Origin of the sequence: Clostridium frigoris (genome assembly GCF_018861865.1) — a bacterium.
GTDB lineage: Bacteria > Bacillota > Clostridia > Clostridiales > Clostridiaceae > Clostridium_AD > Clostridium_AD frigoris.
In genome coordinates, this window is record NZ_JAHLDV010000003.1 from 29,863 (window position 1) to 48,043 (window position 18,181).

18 protein-coding genes are annotated in these 18,181 nt (G+C 29.9%); all 18 read right to left on the reverse strand.

The annotated features are described in order from the left end of the window. Window positions 1-180: 180 nt before the first annotated feature. The 18 genes from KPL37_RS02110 to KPL37_RS02195 all read right to left on the reverse strand — a co-directional run bounded on the left by KPL37_RS02110 (window position 181) and on the right by KPL37_RS02195 (window position 18,171). The gene (locus KPL37_RS02110; RefSeq protein ID WP_216145674.1) at window positions 181-1,005 is read right to left on the reverse strand and encodes a substrate-binding domain-containing protein; all 825 of its coding nucleotides are present in this window, start codon (window positions 1,003-1,005) and stop codon (window positions 181-183) included. A 76-nt stretch (window positions 1,006-1,081) separates the two neighbouring features. Further along, the gene (gene phoU, locus KPL37_RS02115; RefSeq protein WP_216145676.1) at window positions 1,082-1,738 is read right to left on the reverse strand and encodes a phosphate signaling complex protein PhoU; all 657 of its coding nucleotides are present in this window, start codon (window positions 1,736-1,738) and stop codon (window positions 1,082-1,084) included. 23 nt (window positions 1,739-1,761) lie between these two features. After that, window positions 1,762-2,514 carry a phosphate ABC transporter ATP-binding protein PstB gene (pstB, locus tag KPL37_RS02120; protein ID WP_216145678.1) on the reverse strand — a complete coding sequence of 251 codons (753 nt, stop codon included), beginning with the start codon at window positions 2,512-2,514 and terminating at the stop codon, window positions 1,762-1,764. Window positions 2,515-2,526: 12 nt separating this feature from the next. After that, window positions 2,527-3,414: a phosphate ABC transporter permease PstA gene (pstA, locus tag KPL37_RS02125; protein WP_216145680.1), complete on the reverse strand. Its 888-nt coding sequence runs from the start codon at window positions 3,412-3,414 to the stop codon at window positions 2,527-2,529. After that, a complete protein-coding gene (pstC, locus tag KPL37_RS02130; protein ID WP_246578101.1) occupies window positions 3,414-4,331 on the reverse strand; it encodes a phosphate ABC transporter permease subunit PstC in 918 nt (305 codons plus the stop codon). Before pstC ends, pstA begins: the two co-directional genes overlap by 1 nt. A 94-nt stretch (window positions 4,332-4,425) precedes the next feature. Further along, window positions 4,426-5,319: a phosphate ABC transporter substrate-binding protein gene (locus KPL37_RS02135; RefSeq protein WP_216145684.1), complete on the reverse strand. Its 894-nt coding sequence runs from the start codon at window positions 5,317-5,319 to the stop codon at window positions 4,426-4,428. A 174-nt stretch (window positions 5,320-5,493) separates the two neighbouring features. Beyond that, the gene (pnpS, locus tag KPL37_RS02140) at window positions 5,494-7,197 is read right to left on the reverse strand and encodes a two-component system histidine kinase PnpS (RefSeq protein ID WP_216145686.1); all 1,704 of its coding nucleotides are present in this window, start codon (window positions 7,195-7,197) and stop codon (window positions 5,494-5,496) included. A gap of 2 nt (window positions 7,198-7,199) precedes the next feature. Further along, a complete protein-coding gene (locus tag KPL37_RS02145) occupies window positions 7,200-7,895 on the reverse strand; it encodes a response regulator transcription factor (protein WP_216145689.1) in 696 nt (231 codons plus the stop codon). Window positions 7,896-7,948: 53 nt separating this feature from the next. After that, window positions 7,949-8,665, reverse strand: coding sequence for a peptidoglycan editing factor PgeF (gene pgeF / locus KPL37_RS02150; RefSeq protein WP_216145692.1), 717 nt, complete (start codon window positions 8,663-8,665; stop codon window positions 7,949-7,951). Between the two features lie 63 nt (window positions 8,666-8,728). Then, the gene (gene nrdR / locus KPL37_RS02155) at window positions 8,729-9,196 is read right to left on the reverse strand and encodes a transcriptional regulator NrdR (RefSeq protein WP_216145695.1); all 468 of its coding nucleotides are present in this window, start codon (window positions 9,194-9,196) and stop codon (window positions 8,729-8,731) included. Between the two features lie 79 nt (window positions 9,197-9,275). Continuing rightward, window positions 9,276-9,536, reverse strand: a complete 261-nt coding sequence (locus KPL37_RS02160; protein WP_216145698.1) for a YlmC/YmxH family sporulation protein — start codon at window positions 9,534-9,536, stop codon at window positions 9,276-9,278. A gap of 240 nt (window positions 9,537-9,776) precedes the next feature. Then, the gene (gene sigE, locus KPL37_RS02165; RefSeq protein ID WP_216145701.1) at window positions 9,777-10,484 is read right to left on the reverse strand and encodes an RNA polymerase sporulation sigma factor SigE; all 708 of its coding nucleotides are present in this window, start codon (window positions 10,482-10,484) and stop codon (window positions 9,777-9,779) included. A 57-nt stretch (window positions 10,485-10,541) separates the two neighbouring features. Then, window positions 10,542-11,348 carry a sigma-E processing peptidase SpoIIGA gene (spoIIGA, locus tag KPL37_RS02170; protein WP_216145704.1) on the reverse strand — a complete coding sequence of 269 codons (807 nt, stop codon included), beginning with the start codon at window positions 11,346-11,348 and terminating at the stop codon, window positions 10,542-10,544. Window positions 11,349-11,624: 276 nt separating this feature from the next. Next, entirely contained in the window at window positions 11,625-12,719 is a 1,095-nt protein-coding gene (gene ftsZ / locus KPL37_RS02175; RefSeq protein ID WP_216145707.1) for a cell division protein FtsZ, read from the reverse strand. Window positions 12,720-12,734: 15 nt separating this feature from the next. Beyond that, entirely contained in the window at window positions 12,735-13,988 is a 1,254-nt protein-coding gene (gene ftsA, locus KPL37_RS02180; protein ID WP_216145710.1) for a cell division protein FtsA, read from the reverse strand. Window positions 13,989-14,464: 476 nt separating this feature from the next. Continuing rightward, on the reverse strand, window positions 14,465-15,520 hold the full coding sequence (locus KPL37_RS02185; protein ID WP_216145712.1) for a type IV pilus twitching motility protein PilT: 1,056 nt from the start codon (window positions 15,518-15,520) through the stop codon (window positions 14,465-14,467). Between the two features lie 144 nt (window positions 15,521-15,664). Next, window positions 15,665-16,366 (reverse strand): RNA polymerase sporulation sigma factor SigK, encoded by a 702-nt coding sequence (gene sigK, locus KPL37_RS02190; RefSeq protein WP_246578102.1) that lies wholly within the window; start codon window positions 16,364-16,366, stop codon window positions 15,665-15,667. Window positions 16,367-16,470: 104 nt separating this feature from the next. Then, a complete protein-coding gene (locus KPL37_RS02195) occupies window positions 16,471-18,171 on the reverse strand; it encodes a penicillin-binding transpeptidase domain-containing protein (RefSeq protein ID WP_216145716.1) in 1,701 nt (566 codons plus the stop codon). Window positions 18,172-18,181 lie beyond the last annotated feature (10 nt).

The window sequence follows — 18,181 nt, forward strand, 5'->3', positions numbered from 1 at the left end:
TATAGCATTCCATTAAGTTATATTACATGAATTAAATACCTAAGTCAACGGTATTTGTCTTTAAATGAAGATAAATAGCATATTTCGCTTATTAACAGGTTTTTTCGACACTTTAAAGTAAACAATTCAAATTGTGATATAATTTAATACAGAATAAAAATACCTCCTAAGAAGGAGGTATTAAAATGCTTCTATGCAATATTTTCTTATGATTTTCTTACCATCTTCACTTTTAAAATACTGAAAAAGATCTTTTAAACTCTCTTCTTTTTTTTCCGAATAATACATTTTTATTGGAAATCTCAAAAAATAAAGATTATTTTTTAAATTTGGTGTAGTAATTTCAATTCCACTTAATTTCAAAAACTTACTATCTTTATTATACCATTGTCCTGGTATAAAACCTATAGAATTTTTGTTTTGAGCAATAAAAGTTTTCATTCCTTCAATACTTGATACATATTGAGTGCTTTTTGTCATTTCTTCTTTCGTAGGTGTATCCTTTACTTTCAAATTAAACTCTTGCTGAACTGAATTCAATTTATCTTTAAATGCTACAGGAATTATTGACTTTGATTCACCATTTAAATTTTTCCAATCTACTATTTTACCAATATAAATTTTTTTTAATTCCTGAATTGAAACACTATCTACTTTATTCCTAGTATTAACAATGATTCCTATACCATCATAGGCTAACATTTCAGCCTTTATTTTTTCACTGTTTGGCTGAACATATCCTATCAACACATCAACCTTATCATTATATAGTTTATTAAATGCACTTTCTCTATCTTCCGATCTCACAGTTATTTTATTCTCATTATTCAAATTATAATCACGTACTAAATCACTTACCATTGGGAAAACTGTATCTTCACAAATTATACTAATATTTTTTGAAATAATTGCTTTATTCCCAACATCTTTTTTACATCCTGTACTTAGCATAATTAAACTAATACAACAAAGCATATAAAAAGTTTTAATTTTTTTGTTATTCATAATCACTACTCCACTATAATATTTTAGATATAAATATATCCATTTAATATTATAGTTTCTGTAATTTTTTTAAAAATTATTCATTCAAATTAACCTTTTCACCTGTAACTAAATAAATTGTCCATTCACATATGTTTGTTGTATGATCTGCAATTCTTTCTAGCCATTTACAAATAAATAAAAATTGAGTAGCTTGATTTACGGTTTTTTGATTTTCAAACATTATTCTTAGAAGTTCGCCAAACACTTCTTTATATATATCATCTACTTCATCATCCCGTTTGCATACAGCATAGGCCTTTTCAATGTCACCTGATACATATGCATCCAAGGAATCTCTTATCATAAGAACTACGATTTCAGCCATCCTAGGTATATCAACGAGTTGTTTTATATACTTTTCATCTTTCAATCTTACTGTGATTTTAGCAACATCAACAGCATAATCAGCCATTCTTTCAAGATCTGTTACTATTTTTGTTGTAGTAAAAATATTTCTTAAATCTATTGCTAAAGGTTGCTGCATAGCAATTAACCTTATTGCTTTATCTTCTATTTCTCTCTCCATAACATCAACAATATCATCATCTTCCATTATTTTTTTAGCTTTCTCAATATCTTGAGTAACTAAGGCATCGATACAGTCATGAATTTGTTTTTCTACAATGCTTCCCATTCTAATTAAATCATTATGGAGCTCTTGAAGATTTGCTTCGAATACTTTTCTTGCCATATTATCACCTTCCTCACTTTATTTTAGCCGAATCTTCCTGTAATATAATCCTCTGTTCTTTTATCTTTAGGTTTATAAAATATTTCTTCCGTTTTCCCACTTTCAACAATTTCTCCATTCAAGAAAAATGCTGTAAAGTCAGAAATTCTACCAGCTTGTTGCATATTATGTGTAACAATAATAACTGTATACTTTTTCTTAAGTACATCCATTAACTCTTCAATCTTTAAAGTTGAAATAGGATCTAATGCAGAAGTTGGCTCATCCATAAGAAGAACCTCAGGTTCTACGGCCAAAGTTCTTGCAATACATAAACGCTGCTGTTGTCCACCCGATAATCCAAGTGCACTCTTTTTAAGTCTATCTTTTACTTCGTCCCAAAGCACCGCCCCCTTAAGACTTTTCTCTACAATTTCATCAAGCAACTTCTTATTTTTTACTCCATGAATTTTTGGACCATAAGCAATGTTTTCATATATTGACATAGGAAATGGGTTAGCCTTTTGGAATACCATACCAACTTTTTTTCTTAGACCTATAACATCATAATCTGAACCATATATATTTTCACCTTCATATAAGACTTCTCCATCTATTTTAACAGAATCTATTAAATCATTCATTCTATTAACAGTACGGAGAAATGTTGATTTACCACACCCTGATGGTCCTATAAGTGCAGTAACTGAATTTTTCTCTATATCAATATTTACATTCTTTAACGCTTGCGTATTTCCATAATATAGATTTAAATTCTTTGCTATAATTATTCCCATATTGTTACCTCCTTATTTACTACCTGCATGAGATTCATATAATTTTTTTCCAATTATTCTTGCAGATACATTGAATATTAGTACTGCTATTATTAAAACAGCAGAGGCTCCATTAGCTATCTTAGTAGCATCAGGTACCATTCCTTCAGAATTAAGTTTCCATATATAAACAGCTAAAGTTTCAGCAGGCCTAAATAAACTATAAGCTGAATCCTTATTGTTTACTGCAAAATTAGCAAAGTCAACAGCCGGTGCACTCATACCTGCAGTATATAGTAAAGCTGCTGCTTCTCCAAATATCCTACCGGCTGCTAGTATAACACCCGTTAAAATTTGAGGCATTGCAGAGGGTAATACGACATTTTTAACAGTCTGCCACCTAGTAGCTCCTAATCCTAAACTAGCTTCTTTAACACCTTCTGACGCAGTTTTAATAGCATTTTCACAAACTCTAGTAAGTCCTGGTAAATTTATTATAGTTATAGCTAAAGCCCCAGCAAAAAGAGAATATCCCCATCCTGTCATTGTAACAAAAACTAAAAGTCCAAATAAACCAACGACAATTGATGGTAATGATGCCATAGTTTCAATACACAATCTAATAACATTTAGCATCTTTCCTTTTTTTGCGTATTCAGCTAAATATATTCCAGCTCCTACGCCTAATGGAACTGTAATTATAAGAGTTACTACAAGTAAACTTAATGAATTATATAGTTGAGGCCCAATTCCTCCACCAGATTCACCAATCTTTGGTTCACCTAATAAGAACTTTAAATTTAATGATTCTCTCCCATTGTATACTATATATCCAATGAGACTTACAAGCAAAAGAATTACTAAAGCAGAAACTATATACAAAACTATTGTTGCAATTTTATCCTTAAGTTTAGCACTCATTACTGCTCACCTCTTTTCCCTATTTTTCTAATAATAATTATAAATATAAATGATATTATTAGTAATAATAATGCTATTGACCATAATGCATCATTCCAAGCTGTACCATTTATTGTATTTGCCATGTCCATAGTAAGTATACTTGTTAATGTAGTTGTTGTTCCAAATAACCCCTTAGGGAAAGTAACTGAATTTCCTATAACCATTTGCACCGCAAGTGCCTCTCCAAATGCTCTTGAGACTCCAAGTACAATACTTGTAAGTATTCCACTTTTAGCTGCAGGTATAATCACTTTAACTATAGTTTGCCACCTTGTTGCACCAAGCCCATAAGATGCTTCTATATAATCTTTTGGTATGGTTCTTATGGCATCAGATGAAATGCTTGTTATTGTTGGTAAAATCATAACACTTATAACAAGCACTCCTGCAAGTAAGCTAAATCCTATTCCTCCAAAGAAGATTTTAATAATAGGAACTAATACACTTACACCTATCCAACCATATACAACAGATGGGATTCCAACAAATAACTCCACGGCAGGTTGAAGAATTTTGGATCCTATCTTTGGTGAAATCAGATTCATAAATACAGCCAGCGCTACCCCTACTGGTGCACTTACTAGTACCGCAAGAAAAGATACTATTGTAGAACCAAAGATAAATATTAAGGTTCCAAATTGAGGAATTGAGGATTCTCCGCTACCTTCAGGGTCCCAATTCCCAGAAAATATAAAATTAAATATTGAGTATCCATGTTTAATGAATGTACTTAAACCTTTAGTAGTTAGAAATATTATTATTGAAAAAGTAAGAATTACTATAATCGCGCCACAAAACGTTGCAAAACCTCGTCCCAAATATTCGTTTTTAAGCTTTAATGTTACTTTTTCAAAATCGTTTTTTAGCTTTAACATTATTTTTTTAGCATCATTTTTTTTCATAATATTTTACCTCAAAAAATTATTTTAATGAAAAATAAAGGTTGGTTTTATCCAACCTTAATCAACATTAATCTCTTTTAACTTTCATATCAGTCATTGGAATATATCCTAATTTTGTTATTGATGCATTCATTTCAGAACTTGTCATAAAAGTTAAATATGCTTTTGTTACTCCAGTAGGTTCACCTTTAGTATACATATGCTCATATGACCAAATTTTATATTTATCTGTACTTATATTTGCAGCCGTTGCTTCAACACCATCAATTTTTAATATGTTTAATCCAGCTTTATTTGTTGCATCAGCAAAATATGATAATGCTAGGTAACTTATTGCTCCATCTGTTTGTTTAACTGCTTGTTTAACAGCTCCACTTGAATCTGAAGTTAAACCAGTTGCTTCTTCTTTTTTATCCAATCCAAATTCTTTAAATGTTGCTCTACTCCCTGAGGATTTTGGTCTATTTATAATAGTAACTTTAATGTCAGCTCCGCCAACTTCTTTCCAGTTTTTTATCTTCCCTGTAAAGACATCTATTAATTGCTGTTTTGTTAATGATTCAACTTTTACTTTTGGATTTGTTACTGCAGCAAATCCTATAACACATACCTTAGTATCTGTTAATGCAGCTGCATCAATTCCTTCTTTATCTTTTGCATATATATCTGAATTGCCGATTTCTACACTACCTTCTCCTACTTGCTTAAGTCCAGTACCGCTTCCACCACCTTGAACATTTATAGTTGCATCTGTATTTTTAACTTTAAAATTTTTAGCACCAAGCTCAGCTAAAGGTTGAAGAGCTGTTGATCCTGCTGCAGTTATTGAACCTGATATTTCAGCTGATTTAGTCGCAGTTTTAGGAGTCGTTTCGGTTTTACTTCCACACCCAGTAAAAAATCCTGCTGTCATTGCGACTGTTAGAGCAGCAACCATCATTTTCAAATATTTTTTTTTCATTAATATTCCCCCATTCATTTATATCGTTTTATTAACTAGTCTTTACTATTATAATAATATACCCATAAAGTTAACTTTATATTATGTTAAAGTTAACTTTAGTTTAACTAATGTTAATTAAACTTTACATTCAATAAAAATAAAGCTACCACTTTACACTGTGGTAGCTTTATTTTACTCTGAATATGGAATTTCTATTATAAATTTGCTTCCAACTCCCAATTGACTTTCTACATGTATTTTTCCGTTAAATTCTAGCACTATATGCTTAACGATGGCTAACCCTAGTCCTGTTCCACCTTTTGATCTAGAACGAGCCTTATCTACTCTGTAGAACCTCTCAAAAAGACGTGGAATTTGATCTTTAGCTATTCCAACTCCAGTGTCTTGTACCCACAAAATAAATCTATCAGGTTTACTCTCAGTTCCTATAAAAACACTATTACCTGACTCAGAATAATTTATACCATTATCTACTAAATTAATTAACATTTGTTTGAATCTATCAGTATCACCTATCAATATTTTAACATTCTGTTGATTCACTGATAACTGAATTCCTTTTAAATCTGCTGTATTTTTCATTAAATTATACACATCATCTACAATTTTATTAACATTAATTTTTTCTCTTTTTACTTCTTCTTGTTGCTCTATATGTGAAAGCGTTAAAATATCTGTAATTAATCTAGTTAGCCTATCAGCTTCCTCATTGATTATATTTAAAAACTTTTCTTTTGTTTCTACATCATCAACATATTTTAAGGTTTCAGCAAATCCTTTAATAGATGTTAGAGGCGTCTTAAGTTCATGAGAAACATTAGCAACAAATTGTGTCCTCATATTCTCTAACTTTTTCACTTCAGTAATATCTTGAACAACAGCTACAGTACCAATATGAGCATTTGCATTAATAATATCTGCAGTTTTTATCCTAAGTTCTCTTTCTTTTGGCCAAGATATTCTTATTTCTTTATAATTATCATCACTCTTATGTAATATGTTTTCTAATTCGAAATTTCTTATATTATCTAAAAGATTTTGTCCTATAATATCCTTAGTTATACCAAATATTTTTTTAGCATATGGATTAATTATTATAACTCTATTTTTCCTATCAACAGCAATAACTCCACTATCCATACTTTGCAAAATTGCTTCTAGTCTATTTTGCTTATCAGTAACTTCATTTAATGTAGACTCTAGTTTGTCAGCCATTTCATTAAAATTCTTAGCTAATTGTCCTATTTCACCATCTGACAATATACTAGCTCTCCTATGAAATTCCCCCTTACTAATCCTTGAAGTAATAAAAATCAAATCCGTAATAGGTCTTACTATGATATGTGATAGTTTTAAAGAAAACCAAATTGACATTATGGCTGAAAAAATTATAGCTAAAATATAAAGCTTAAAATAATTACTACCGAGTCCACTTACAATTTTAAGTGGATTAGAACTTCTAATAATAAAACCATCGCCAAACTTAGTTGCAAAATACATCATATTCTTCTTAGTAGAAGCACTATATCTAACTATAGATCCACTTCCACTACTTCGTGCTTTTATTATTTCTTCCCTACTATTGTGATTATCCATAGTACTCGCATCTACAGATGAATCATAAATAACCCTTCCTTTTTTATTAATGTATGTAACTCTAAGTTGTGAACTCTTTAGATTCTGAGTGAAAAATTTTTTATGATCTTTTAAATTATTGCTTTGCAATAAACTAATTATCATATTATTGTTTATTTGAAGTTTATTTTTTAAATTTTCTTGATATTCATAATTAAAGATGGATACTATTAATGCAGTTACAATTACAAATATAAAAATTACAGTACTTAATAAATATATTATTAATTTTTTTTTCATTATTATTCTCCAAAATTGAATCTATATCCTATACCACGAATTGTCTGAATATACACTGGATTTTTATCATCTTCTTCAATCTTTTGTCTTAAATGTCTTATGTGGACGTCTACAGTTCTTGTTTCTCCTACATATTCATAACCCCATATTTTGTCTAGTAAAAAGTCTCTTGTCATAACCCTACCTTTATTCTTTATTAAAATTTGTAATAATTCAAATTCCTTTAAAGTCAAATCAATTCTTATTTCACTTTTTATAACCTCATGTTTACCAAAGTCAATAACCAGATTACCAATTTTGAAAGTTTTTTCAACTATCTGCATATTAGTTCTTCTAAGAATAGCTTTAACCCTCGCTACAAGCTCCCTTACTGAAAAGGGTTTTGTAATGTAATCATCTGCGCCAAGTTCCAGTCCTATTATTTTGTCTATTTCTTCTCCTTTTGCTGTTATCATAATTATAGGCATACCTGACATATTTGAATCTTTTCTAATTTCCTTACACACATCTAATCCGTCCATTCCAGGCAACATCAAATCTAACAACATCAATTGAGGAACTTGCTCTTTAGCAAGTTTTACAGCATCTATTCCATTGTCAGCACATATAACTTTATATCCATTTTTTTCTAAATTAAATTTAATTAATTCCCTTATATGTTCTTCATCATCCACCACTAATACTTTTTCTTCAGCCATCTTAATCCCTCCATATTTTCATGTATTTATTACTTAATTACCACCTATTTCTTTTAAATGTCTTTCAAATAAACAAATGAAAACATTCTACCATAATTATTTTCACTACTTCTATATGAATATAATTCATACTCTTTACTACAAGAAGTGCACGCATTAGTAGTTTTAATGTTTTTTTCTTTTATACCCCTTTCATTAAGCTGCGCTATAATGCACTTTTCTAGATCTAATTTATTATTATAACTTATTTTAATATTACTATAAATATCTTTACTCGTAAACTCTTCTATAAGTTCCTTGCTAACCTCATAACAACATCCTCCAATATGTGGTCCAATATACGCCATAATATTTTTAGTTAATGTGCCATAGGTTTCTTGCATTCTTTTAATAGTTTTGCTTACTATCAATGCATTTGTACCTTTCCATCCACTATGTATAGCAGCTATAACATTTTTATTAGTATCTACCAAAATTACAGGAACGCAATCTGCAGTAAAAACACCTATAGCTCTATTCTTTTTATTTGTTATTAAAGCATCTCCATCTTTTATATTACCATCAAAATCAAAAATTAAGTCACTATGAATTTGATTTAAATATCCAATAGATTGAAGGTTATAATGTGTTTTTATTTTTTCTACGTTTACTAATCCTTCATCAGTATGACAATTAAAATCAAGTCCACCACTTGCTGTCGAAAACAAAATAACGACATTATCAACTTGAAATTTTATAAATTTATATTTATTAAAAGTTTCTATTTCCATTAATTTACCTCCTGTATATCTTACATCCATTATTATTTGATTTTTACAAACTAAAAAAAATGCCTAAGGGCATTTTTTTTCATTAGACATCAATTTTCTTATCTCTTCCATAAATGTATTAATATCTTTAAATTGTCTGTAAACTGAAGCAAACCTCACATAAGAAACTTCATCTACATTTTTTAATATACTCATGATAAGTTCTCCAATATAATCAGATTTTACTTCTGTAAGCATTTCATTGTTTAACTGTTTTTCTACTTCATCACATATGGCTTCAATTTGTTTTCTTGAAACTGGTCTCTTTTGACATGCCTTCATAAGTCCATTTAGTATCTTTGTTCTATCAAAATATTCTCTGTTAAAATCTTTCTTTATTACTAAAATAGGTACATTTTCCACTTTTTCATAAGTCGTATATCGTTTAAAACACCTTAGACACTCACGTCGACGTCTAGTAGCAATATTGTCATCTGTTGATCTAGAGTCTACTACTTTACTTTCTTCACAGCTGCAATATGGACACTTCAATGTTCTTCACGCCCTTTTACTAGTATAGTTAACAAATATACTAACATTATACACTTATCTTATAAATTAAAATAGTATATTATTCGTTTTCCATAATTACATCACTACCGTCTACAAGAATTACATCAATACCAACTTTTTTCACTTTTTCCCAAGGGATCTCAATACTATTATTTTTATTAAACCAAGATGACTTCTGAGTTGGCATTAGTATTGAAATGATTTTATAGTCATCACAATCCACTTTCAAGTCTTTAATATATCCCATTTTTGATCCTGAATTTATATCTATAATTTCCATCTGTCTTAAATTATTAATTGCAAACATTAAGTTCTCCATTTTATTACCCCCTTAGACCGTTTTAAAACCTCTTATTCAAGTAGCAAGACATCTTCTATGTCTTGTGAATGCCTACCACTTTATATTATCTATATTCATTAGACACTAAAAATATATTTATAAATAGAATTTTCTTTAATTTTTTTAAATAAGGCACATGAAAATAAATAATAAGTCAAAAATAATAGTATGCTGACTCGTTATTTATTTTCATGTGCCTAATACTAATCCAAAATTATCTTACACCATTTTATTAATTTCCTTTTGCAATCTTTTTATTATCCTTTTTTCAAGCCTTGAGATATATGATTGTGATATACCAAGTATATCAGCAACTTCCTTTTGTGTCTTTTCCGTTGTTCCATTTAATCCAAATCTAAGTTGCACAATTTCTTTTTCCCTTGAATTTAACCGTTGCATAGCAAGCCAAAGTAATTGTTTATCTACATCTTCTTCAATAATATTGTAAACCACATCATTGTCAGTTCCAATTATATCAGAAAGCAATAATTCATTACCATCCCAATCAACATTTAGAGGTTCATAAAGAGAAATTTCAGTTTTTATTTTACTATTTCTCCTAAGATACATTAAAATTTCATTTTCAATACATCGTGATCCATATGTAGCAAGCTTAATTTTTTTTTCAGGATCAAAGGTATTCACGGCTTTAATAAGACCAATAGTTCCCACTGAAATCAAATCTTCAATATTAACACCCGTATTTTCGAATTTCCTTGCTATATAAACTACGAGCCTTAGATTTCTTTCAATTAAGGTGGCTCTTACACTTTTATCTCCAGTATCAAGTCTAACTACCAATTCATCCTCTTCATCTTTAGTCAAAGGAGGTGGTAGTGCATCATTGCCTCCAATATAAAACAAATTGTTTGAAAACATTTTAAATTTAGCAAATAACTTGTTTAACATCACTTTAAAATTAAACATAATTTCCCCCTTATATATATATATTATTATAAAAAATAATTGCTAATTTTAGGCTTATTAGCTGAGTATTCCTCTAGACATAAGTCCATTATAATCATTGTCTTTACTTAATTTATACTCACAAAATGCTACAATTACATCTTTTGTTTCTATATTTTTTTTACTAATATGAACATTAATATATTCTGGTTTAAATCCCATAAGTCTACCACTAGTTCCATTTACTACTGTATAAGGAATGGAATATGTATTATTCTTTTCTATGGAAAATCCACTTAAAATATTTCGTTCAACAATCAATACGGGTAAATTGGAAGCAGGCTCGCGAAGTTCATTCCCAGTATCTAAAAATGCCTTTATAGTTTTTATATAATTCTTATTTACTATATCTACAGTATATATAAGCGTAGATATTTTTTTCCTATCTCCTATAAAAATTATGATCCTATATATCACTATATAGATGATCATTACTGAAAGCAGTAACTTTTCATAAGGAAAATTTATTATAACTACATCAAATGACATATCTTTTTTACTATTCATTTGAATAAAAAAACACATCCCAGCTAAAAGAATTGAGTACAATAAAAAAATTAATGTAGCCTTAATATTAAATAAAAATCTTTTTTCATGAAATACAATAAATATCATAACAATTACTATCAATATCTTAAAAGGTAAAAATGTCATCCACTTAAGACTAGGATATAATACTGTTATAACATATAAGCTACCTACTAGGCTTGAAATGAACATCCACTTAAGTTTTACTCTTTTTCTTAATGTTTGAACAGTAACGTGTAATATGAATAGATTAACTATAAAATTTACTAATATGAGAACATCTACATATACTACCATTCTTTCTTCCTCCTTTAAGATTATTATATAACTAATCTCATTAAAATTTTGTCATTTTTTACCACATATCATTATTTTTATTCTTTTATAAAACGCCACTTATTCCCATATTATTGTAAATAGTTTTGATATACAATAGATATTTTTTTATAAATTATACACATTACTTAAAGGCCTTAATTACATATAAGTAAATTATAATTGGCTAAACGCAAATAAAGTGCCCAAAGGGCACTTTATGATTTTATTTATTTGTTTTGTATTTTCTGTTGTTATTTATTTGTTTGGTCTTCTTAAAAAAGCTGGAATTTCTAAATCAGAATCTTCATAATCTTTAGTATATGCAACTTCTTCGTTAGGTTTAACTGTCTCTTTTACTTTAGGTTTTTGTACTGGTTTATCTGGTTTTACAACGTTATCACTTTCAAAACCAGTTGCAATAACGGTTATTCTTATTTCATCTTTTAACTCCTCATCTATTACTGCTCCAAAAATAATATTAGCATCTGGATCAGCTGCCCCCTGCACAATCTCTGCAGCTTCATTTATTTCAAGTAATCCAAGATCCACTCCACCAGTAATATTTAAAAGCACACCCGTAGCACCAACTATAGATGTTTCAAGTAATGGGCTTGAGATAGCTTGTTTGGCTGCCTCTTGAGATCTATTATCGCCAGAAGCTCTACCAACTCCCATATGGGCAAGCCCTTTTGCAAGCATAATCGTCCTCACATCTGCAAAATCTAGATTTACAAGACCGGGTATTGTAATTAAATCAGATATACCCTGTATACCTTGTCTTAAAACATCATCTGCCATTTTGAAAGAATCCATCAATGTAGTTTTTTTATCAACCATAGTTAATAACCTTTCATTTGGTATTGTTACTAGAGTATCTACTGTTTCTTTAAGAGTTTTTATTCCTATTTCAGCATTAATCATTCTTTTCCTGCCTTCAAATGGAAATGGTTTTGTGACAACTCCTACAGTAAGTATTCCCATGGATTTAGCAATTTCTGCCACCACAGGTGCAGCACCAGTACCTGTACCACCACCCATACCTGCAGTAATAAACACCATATCTGCACCCTTTATTGCTTGAGAAATTTCTTCTTTACTTTCTTCAGCTGCTTTCATACCAATTTCTGGATTAGCTCCTGCTCCAAGTCCCTTAGTAAGTTTATCACCAATCTGAATTTTTTGAACAGCATGTGAAAGAATTAAAGCTTGCTTGTCTGTATTAATAGCTATAAACTCTACATTTTTAAGTCCCTCCATAATCATCCTGTTTATAGCATTGTTTCCTCCACCTCCACACCCAATTACTTTAATTTGAGCAAACTCTTGAACATCAACATCAAAATCTAACACAACAATACCTCCTTTTTAGAAAAAATCCGCAAAAAAACCTTTAACTTTTGCTGCAAATTTATTTTTCCCTTTTGTATTTTGGTTTTTTGACCATTTATTATCGTATAATGGTTCATCTGAATCTTCAAATGCACTAGTATTAGTTTTAAGATTATTAACAGCCTGAAGCACTATGCCTACTGCTGTAACATATATTGGGCTAGCTGCGCCTACATATTCAGGCGACCCTACTCTCACTGATTTTTCTAGTATATCTTTGGTCAAGTCATTCATTCCTCTAAACAACGATATACCTCCACCAACTATTACTACACCTGTGATTTCCTTATAAAAGCCACTACTTAATAAATTTCTTTTAATTAAATGTAATAATTCCTCTACCCTAGCACAAATTATATCAATTAATAAATTATTATCAATCTCCATTAAATTGTTATAAGAATCTTTAACTCTAATCTTCTCAGAATCAACTTCTGAACCTTTGATAAGACTTCCATATTTATGTTTTAATCGTTCAGCTTCGCTAAAAGGAACTTTAAGACAAATTGATATATCATTAGTTATGTTGTCTCCACCCAATTGTACAATAGATGTATATTTTAATTTTCCACTCTTATAAATCGATATATCAATAGTCTGAGCTCCAACATCAACAAGTGCTATTCCCATATCTTTCTCTTCTTTTCGAAGTACAGCCTCAGATATTGCTGATGGTTGAAGCACTATCCCATTTACTTTAATACCAGCTCTTTTAACACTTTTCAATAAATTACTAACAGCTGTAGATTGCGCCATTACAACTTGTCCCTCAACTTCGAGCCTTATTCCACTCATCCCTCTAGGATCTTTAATATTGTCATATCCATCAACAATATATTGTTCTGGCTCAACACCCACTATTTCTTTATCAGCTGGAACTGAAATAAGTTTCGCTGCTTCGATTACTCTATCTACATCACTTTGTTTGATTTCCCTATCTTCAGAAGATATTGCAATCATCCCAGTATTCCTTACTAATTCACAAATTCCTCCAGGCAGTGATATATATCCTTCACTAATTTGTGTATCTGTCATACGTTCCAATTGCGTAACACATTGCTTAATAGCTTCAGCTGTACTGTCTATGTCTATTACAACTGATTTATTTAAACCACTACATACAACTGATGTAATGCCTATAATCTGAAGTTTTCCATTACTACTAATTCTACCAACTGCCCCACATATTTTTGATGACCCTAAATCTATTCCTACAATCTGTTCATTCATTAAGTTTATCCCCCCTCATAAGAGAAACCTCAAGTGTATATATTCAACAAAAAAATAAATTTTCCTCTTATTTTTATCTTTTTTTTTAAAAATTTATTATATGTTTAAATATAGTTAAAATTTATTGCATATTTATAAACCAAATTAAACCAATAATACTAAAAAGACAATTTATTTTCATATACTAAGTATAATATCAATATATAGAAAATGCAATGTTATATTATATGGGAATATTCCCAAGGTAATATTTTCTTGTAATTTTAATTATAACTTTAAACAGAAAAAGAACAAGCTAAAAGTTGTAATTTCTCTTTGACTTTAGCTTATTTAAAAATTACTAATTAAATCATCTCCTGGGTCGCTGAAATATTAACGACTTCAGAAGGAGATTTATACTTCAACTGAAGTTTTCTAATTGTTAAGGTGTTTACTTCCCACTTATATAAGTGGAAGACTTTCCTCCTGAAATGTCGTTAAAGTGCTAACATCCTTACCATCATTTCATTGTCAACAGAGTAAGTTATTGCATCCTCTTTAGATATAACTGATCTTTTATATAAATCTGAAATTGACATATCCATAGTTTTCATACCATATTTCCCGCCAGTTTGAACACAAGACTGTAATTGATGTGTTTTACCCTCACGAATAAGATTTTGAATTGCTGGGGTTGATATCATTACTTCAAGAGCCGCCACCCTTCCTTTTTCATTAATTTTAGGTATTAATTGTTGTGAAATTATTCCTTGCATCACTGCAGCTAATTGAACCTTAATTTGTTGTTGCTGATATGGAGGAAATACATCCACGATTCTATCTACTGTTTTTGCTGCTCCAATAGTATGTAGTGTAGAGAAAACCAAATGTCCCGTTTCAGCTGCAGTAATCGCAATAGAAATTGTTTCAAGATCTCTCATTTCACCTACTAAAATAACATCTGGATCTTCTCTAAGTATTGCTCTCAATGCATTTTGATAATTTTTACTGTCTTTTCCGATTTCTCTTTGATTGATAATTGATTTATTGTGTTTGTGTAAATACTCAATAGGATCCTCAAGTGTAATAATATTACATGCTCTAGTTGAATTAATTTCATTAACCATAGCCGCGAGCGTTGTACTTTTACCACTTCCAGTAGGCCCAGTCACTAAGACTAAGCCCCTTTGTTTTGTGGTAAGTGCACGAACAACTTCAGGAAGTTCAAGTTGTTTAAGTGTAGGTATCTTTAATGCAACTACCCTAATAGCTACAGTGTCACTTCCTCTTTGCTTATAAACATTAACTCTAAATCTTCCAAGTCCCCCAATAGAGTAAGAAGTATCAATTTCACCATTATTATAGTATTCTTCATATGAATCATCCAATATTTCTCTTGCATATTTTTCAGTATCTGCTGGAGTTAATTTATCTTCACCAACTTGCAATAGATGACCATTAACTCTAATAACAGGAACTGAGCCAACTGTTAGGTGCAAATCTGATGCGTTTTTTTCTATTGTCCATTTTAATAACTCGTTAAGAGGTTTCATCTTTTGCCCTCCTGTTTTTAATGAAGTTTCTAATATCAATTTTGTATAGTTAACTCTAATTTTAAATTTAGGTTATTTAATATTTTGCTTTACTTACAGTTATACATCATATAATTATACCATAGTTGTTCTAATTTGCTAGAACTATTTACCATATTTTTTTGTGCTGTTTAATTCTTTATTAAGTTTCTTCAATGCTCTTTTCTCAATTCTTGATACATATGATCTAGAAATTCCCAGGATCAATGCAATTTCTCTTTGAGTTCGAGGATTACCATCAAGCAATCCATAGCGCATTTGAATTATTATCTTCTCTCTATCCATTAATGCTACGTTTATCTTGGAATACAACTTTCTTATTTGTATTTTACTTTCTACTATATCAATTATAGAATCTTCATCACTACTAAGTACATCCATAAGGGATATCTCATTTCCCTCTTTATCTGTTCCAATAGGATCTTGCAGATACACTTCACCTTTTGTTTTCTTATTATTTCGAATAAGCATAAGTATTTCATTTTCTATGCACCTCGCAGCATAGGTAGCAAGCCTTGTTCCTTTATTTGTATCAAAAGAATCAATGGCTTTAATAAGTCCTACAGTTCCAATAGATATAAGGTCATCTACATCTTTCCCTGGATAGGAATATTTTTTTACTATGTGTGCAACTAGTCTTAAATTTCTTTCAACGAGTATTCCTTTAGCTAGTAAATCACCTTCTGCAAGCTTTATTAAATAGATTTTCTCTTCTTCTTCACTTAGTGGTTGAGGGAATGAACTACTACCTGTTATATAGGCTGTCAAAAATGTAACATTTCCAATCATATCTAATAAACAATTCATGAAAAACACAGATGTTCCTCCTAATAGAGCTTATTAATATAATATGAATTATTGTATTAAAAGTGCATGGACTTAGAAAATTATTTATTATTAATAAATGCTTTTTACTGCATATTTTTAAGTGAATTAACCACTTTTTTGAATATTGGAGCAGCTGTACCCCCACCTTCTTCATCTGCTATACCAGCTATATTCATCTTAATATCATTCACATATACGACCATAGAATAATTTTTTCCGTTTAAATTAAAAAATCCTACAAACCAACCATCCGATTTATTTCCTTGTTCATATGTAGTCGTGCCTGTTTTCCCACCTATATCCATTCCTTTAATATATGCCGCATCTCCAGTTCCCTTGTTTACAACATCAATCATATGAAGTTTCACTGTTTCTGCTGTTTGTTTTTTTAATACTCTAGTACTTTTAGGAGTGACTTTCTCTAAAACTTCTTTCTTGTCATTTACATATGCGTCTATTATGCTTGGTTTAACATACACACCATTGTTTATAATAGTATTTGGGATACTAAGCGCTTCTAAGGGTGTTATTGTAATATTTTGACCAATAGCTGTTTGACTAGTTTGTGCATACGTAGGGTTTGATATATCCTCCTGAAAGTTACCAATATCCTCTTGCTCAAGATCTAACACTTTACTTACCATGCCTTGTTTCTGAGCATAATTATATATGTTTTGAACACCAACTTTCCAACCTATTTGGGCAAATATATTATTTGAAGATTTGGCTAAAGCCTCTGCAACTGTAAATGTGTTTCCTTTAAATGGTTCCTCTGAGAATATTTTAGAATTTATTGTAAATTCTTGATAGTTATTTATTTTGTTCATATCTATACCAGCTTCATCAACAATAACTTTAAAAATTGATCCTGGTAAAGCTCCATTAGTGCTTGGATATCCTAGATTTACGTTATATGCATTATCATCTTTTTGTGCCATAGCCCTTATCTTTCCACTACTACTCTCCATTAGTAAAATACCAATTTTATTATACTTTTCCTCATGAAGAATATTCTCAACTTTAACTTGAATTTGTTCATCTATAGTAAGTCTTACATTTATGTTATTTTTAGGTGTAACAGTTGTACCAGCTCCTATTTCACCATTAACGCCTTTAGAAAAACTTGTTTTTGTGTATTCGTTCTCTTTAGTTTTATTATATAATTGCATTTCTAGGGAATCAGCGCCCTTAGATACAGTCTTACTAACTACCTTTTTAGATTCTGGGTTAACAGTTACTTTATTGTAAGTTGTACTTGTTAATACGTTTTCTATTTTCCAATAACCATCTTTTACAACATCATTAGAATAATAAGTATAAAAGCCTTTTACCTTTTTAATATCCTTAAGCTTTTCATATGTAACTTCATCAATTTCATATCTTAACTTTTGTCCAGTACCAGTTCCTTTTATTTTTTCTAAATCATAAGTTTTATTAAAATTTCGAAGCGTTATTGTTAAAATTTCTAAATCATATTTACTAGTATATTCATTAAATCTAAGATAATCTACCGGATCGATAATTGCATAAAAATGTTTTTTATAAGTTAAAAGGTCGTTTCCATTACAATCAAGTAATTTGTATTGCGGCCCATATTTTTCATCAATAGTATATTGCGCATCGGCCATAGTTTTTAATGGTTTAGAATTAAAATACATACAATTTGAAACCCTCCAAAATAATAAACAAATTAATAGCATAAATAGGACCATTACAATCCACGTTCTTTTTTTAATTTCACTCTTTCGGTTTGAGTAACCAAAGATATTATTTCTACTTGACATAAAAACACCT

What these genes read in the sequence shown, in the direction of transcription:
- KPL37_RS02110 (WP_216145674.1), bottom strand. Translation starts at nt 1,005, where the DNA reads ATGAATAACAAAAAAATTAAAACTTTTTATATGCTTTGTTGTATTAGT.
- phoU (WP_216145676.1), bottom strand. Translation starts at nt 1,738, where the DNA reads ATGGCAAGAAAAGTATTCGAAGCAAATCTTCAAGAGCTCCATAATGAT.
- pstB (WP_216145678.1), bottom strand. Translation starts at nt 2,514, where the DNA reads ATGGGAATAATTATAGCAAAGAATTTAAATCTATATTATGGAAATACG.
- pstA (WP_216145680.1), bottom strand. Translation starts at nt 3,414, where the DNA reads ATGAGTGCTAAACTTAAGGATAAAATTGCAACAATAGTTTTGTATATA.
- pstC (WP_246578101.1), bottom strand. Translation starts at nt 4,331, where the DNA reads ATGTTAAAGCTAAAAAACGATTTTGAAAAAGTAACATTAAAGCTTAAA.
- KPL37_RS02135 (WP_216145684.1), bottom strand. Translation starts at nt 5,319, where the DNA reads ATGAAAAAAAAATATTTGAAAATGATGGTTGCTGCTCTAACAGTCGCA.
- pnpS (WP_216145686.1), bottom strand. Translation starts at nt 7,197, where the DNA reads ATGAAAAAAAAATTAATAATATATTTATTAAGTACTGTAATTTTTATA.
- KPL37_RS02145 (WP_216145689.1), bottom strand. Translation starts at nt 7,895, where the DNA reads ATGGCTGAAGAAAAAGTATTAGTGGTGGATGATGAAGAACATATAAGG.
- pgeF (WP_216145692.1), bottom strand. Translation starts at nt 8,665, where the DNA reads ATGGAAATAGAAACTTTTAATAAATATAAATTTATAAAATTTCAAGTT.
- KPL37_RS02160 (WP_216145698.1), bottom strand. Translation starts at nt 9,536, where the DNA reads ATGGAGAACTTAATGTTTGCAATTAATAATTTAAGACAGATGGAAATT.
- sigE (WP_216145701.1), bottom strand. Translation starts at nt 10,484, where the DNA reads ATGTTTAATTTTAAAGTGATGTTAAACAAGTTATTTGCTAAATTTAAA.
- spoIIGA (WP_216145704.1), bottom strand. Translation starts at nt 11,348, where the DNA reads ATGGTAGTATATGTAGATGTTCTCATATTAGTAAATTTTATAGTTAAT.
- ftsA (WP_216145710.1), bottom strand. Translation starts at nt 13,988, where the DNA reads ATGAATGAACAGATTGTAGGAATAGATTTAGGGTCATCAAAAATATGT.
- KPL37_RS02185 (WP_216145712.1), bottom strand. Translation starts at nt 15,520, where the DNA reads ATGAAACCTCTTAACGAGTTATTAAAATGGACAATAGAAAAAAACGCA.
- sigK (WP_246578102.1), bottom strand. Translation starts at nt 16,366, where the DNA reads ATGAATTGTTTATTAGATATGATTGGAAATGTTACATTTTTGACAGCC.
- KPL37_RS02195 (WP_216145716.1), bottom strand. Translation starts at nt 18,171, where the DNA reads ATGTCAAGTAGAAATAATATCTTTGGTTACTCAAACCGAAAGAGTGAA.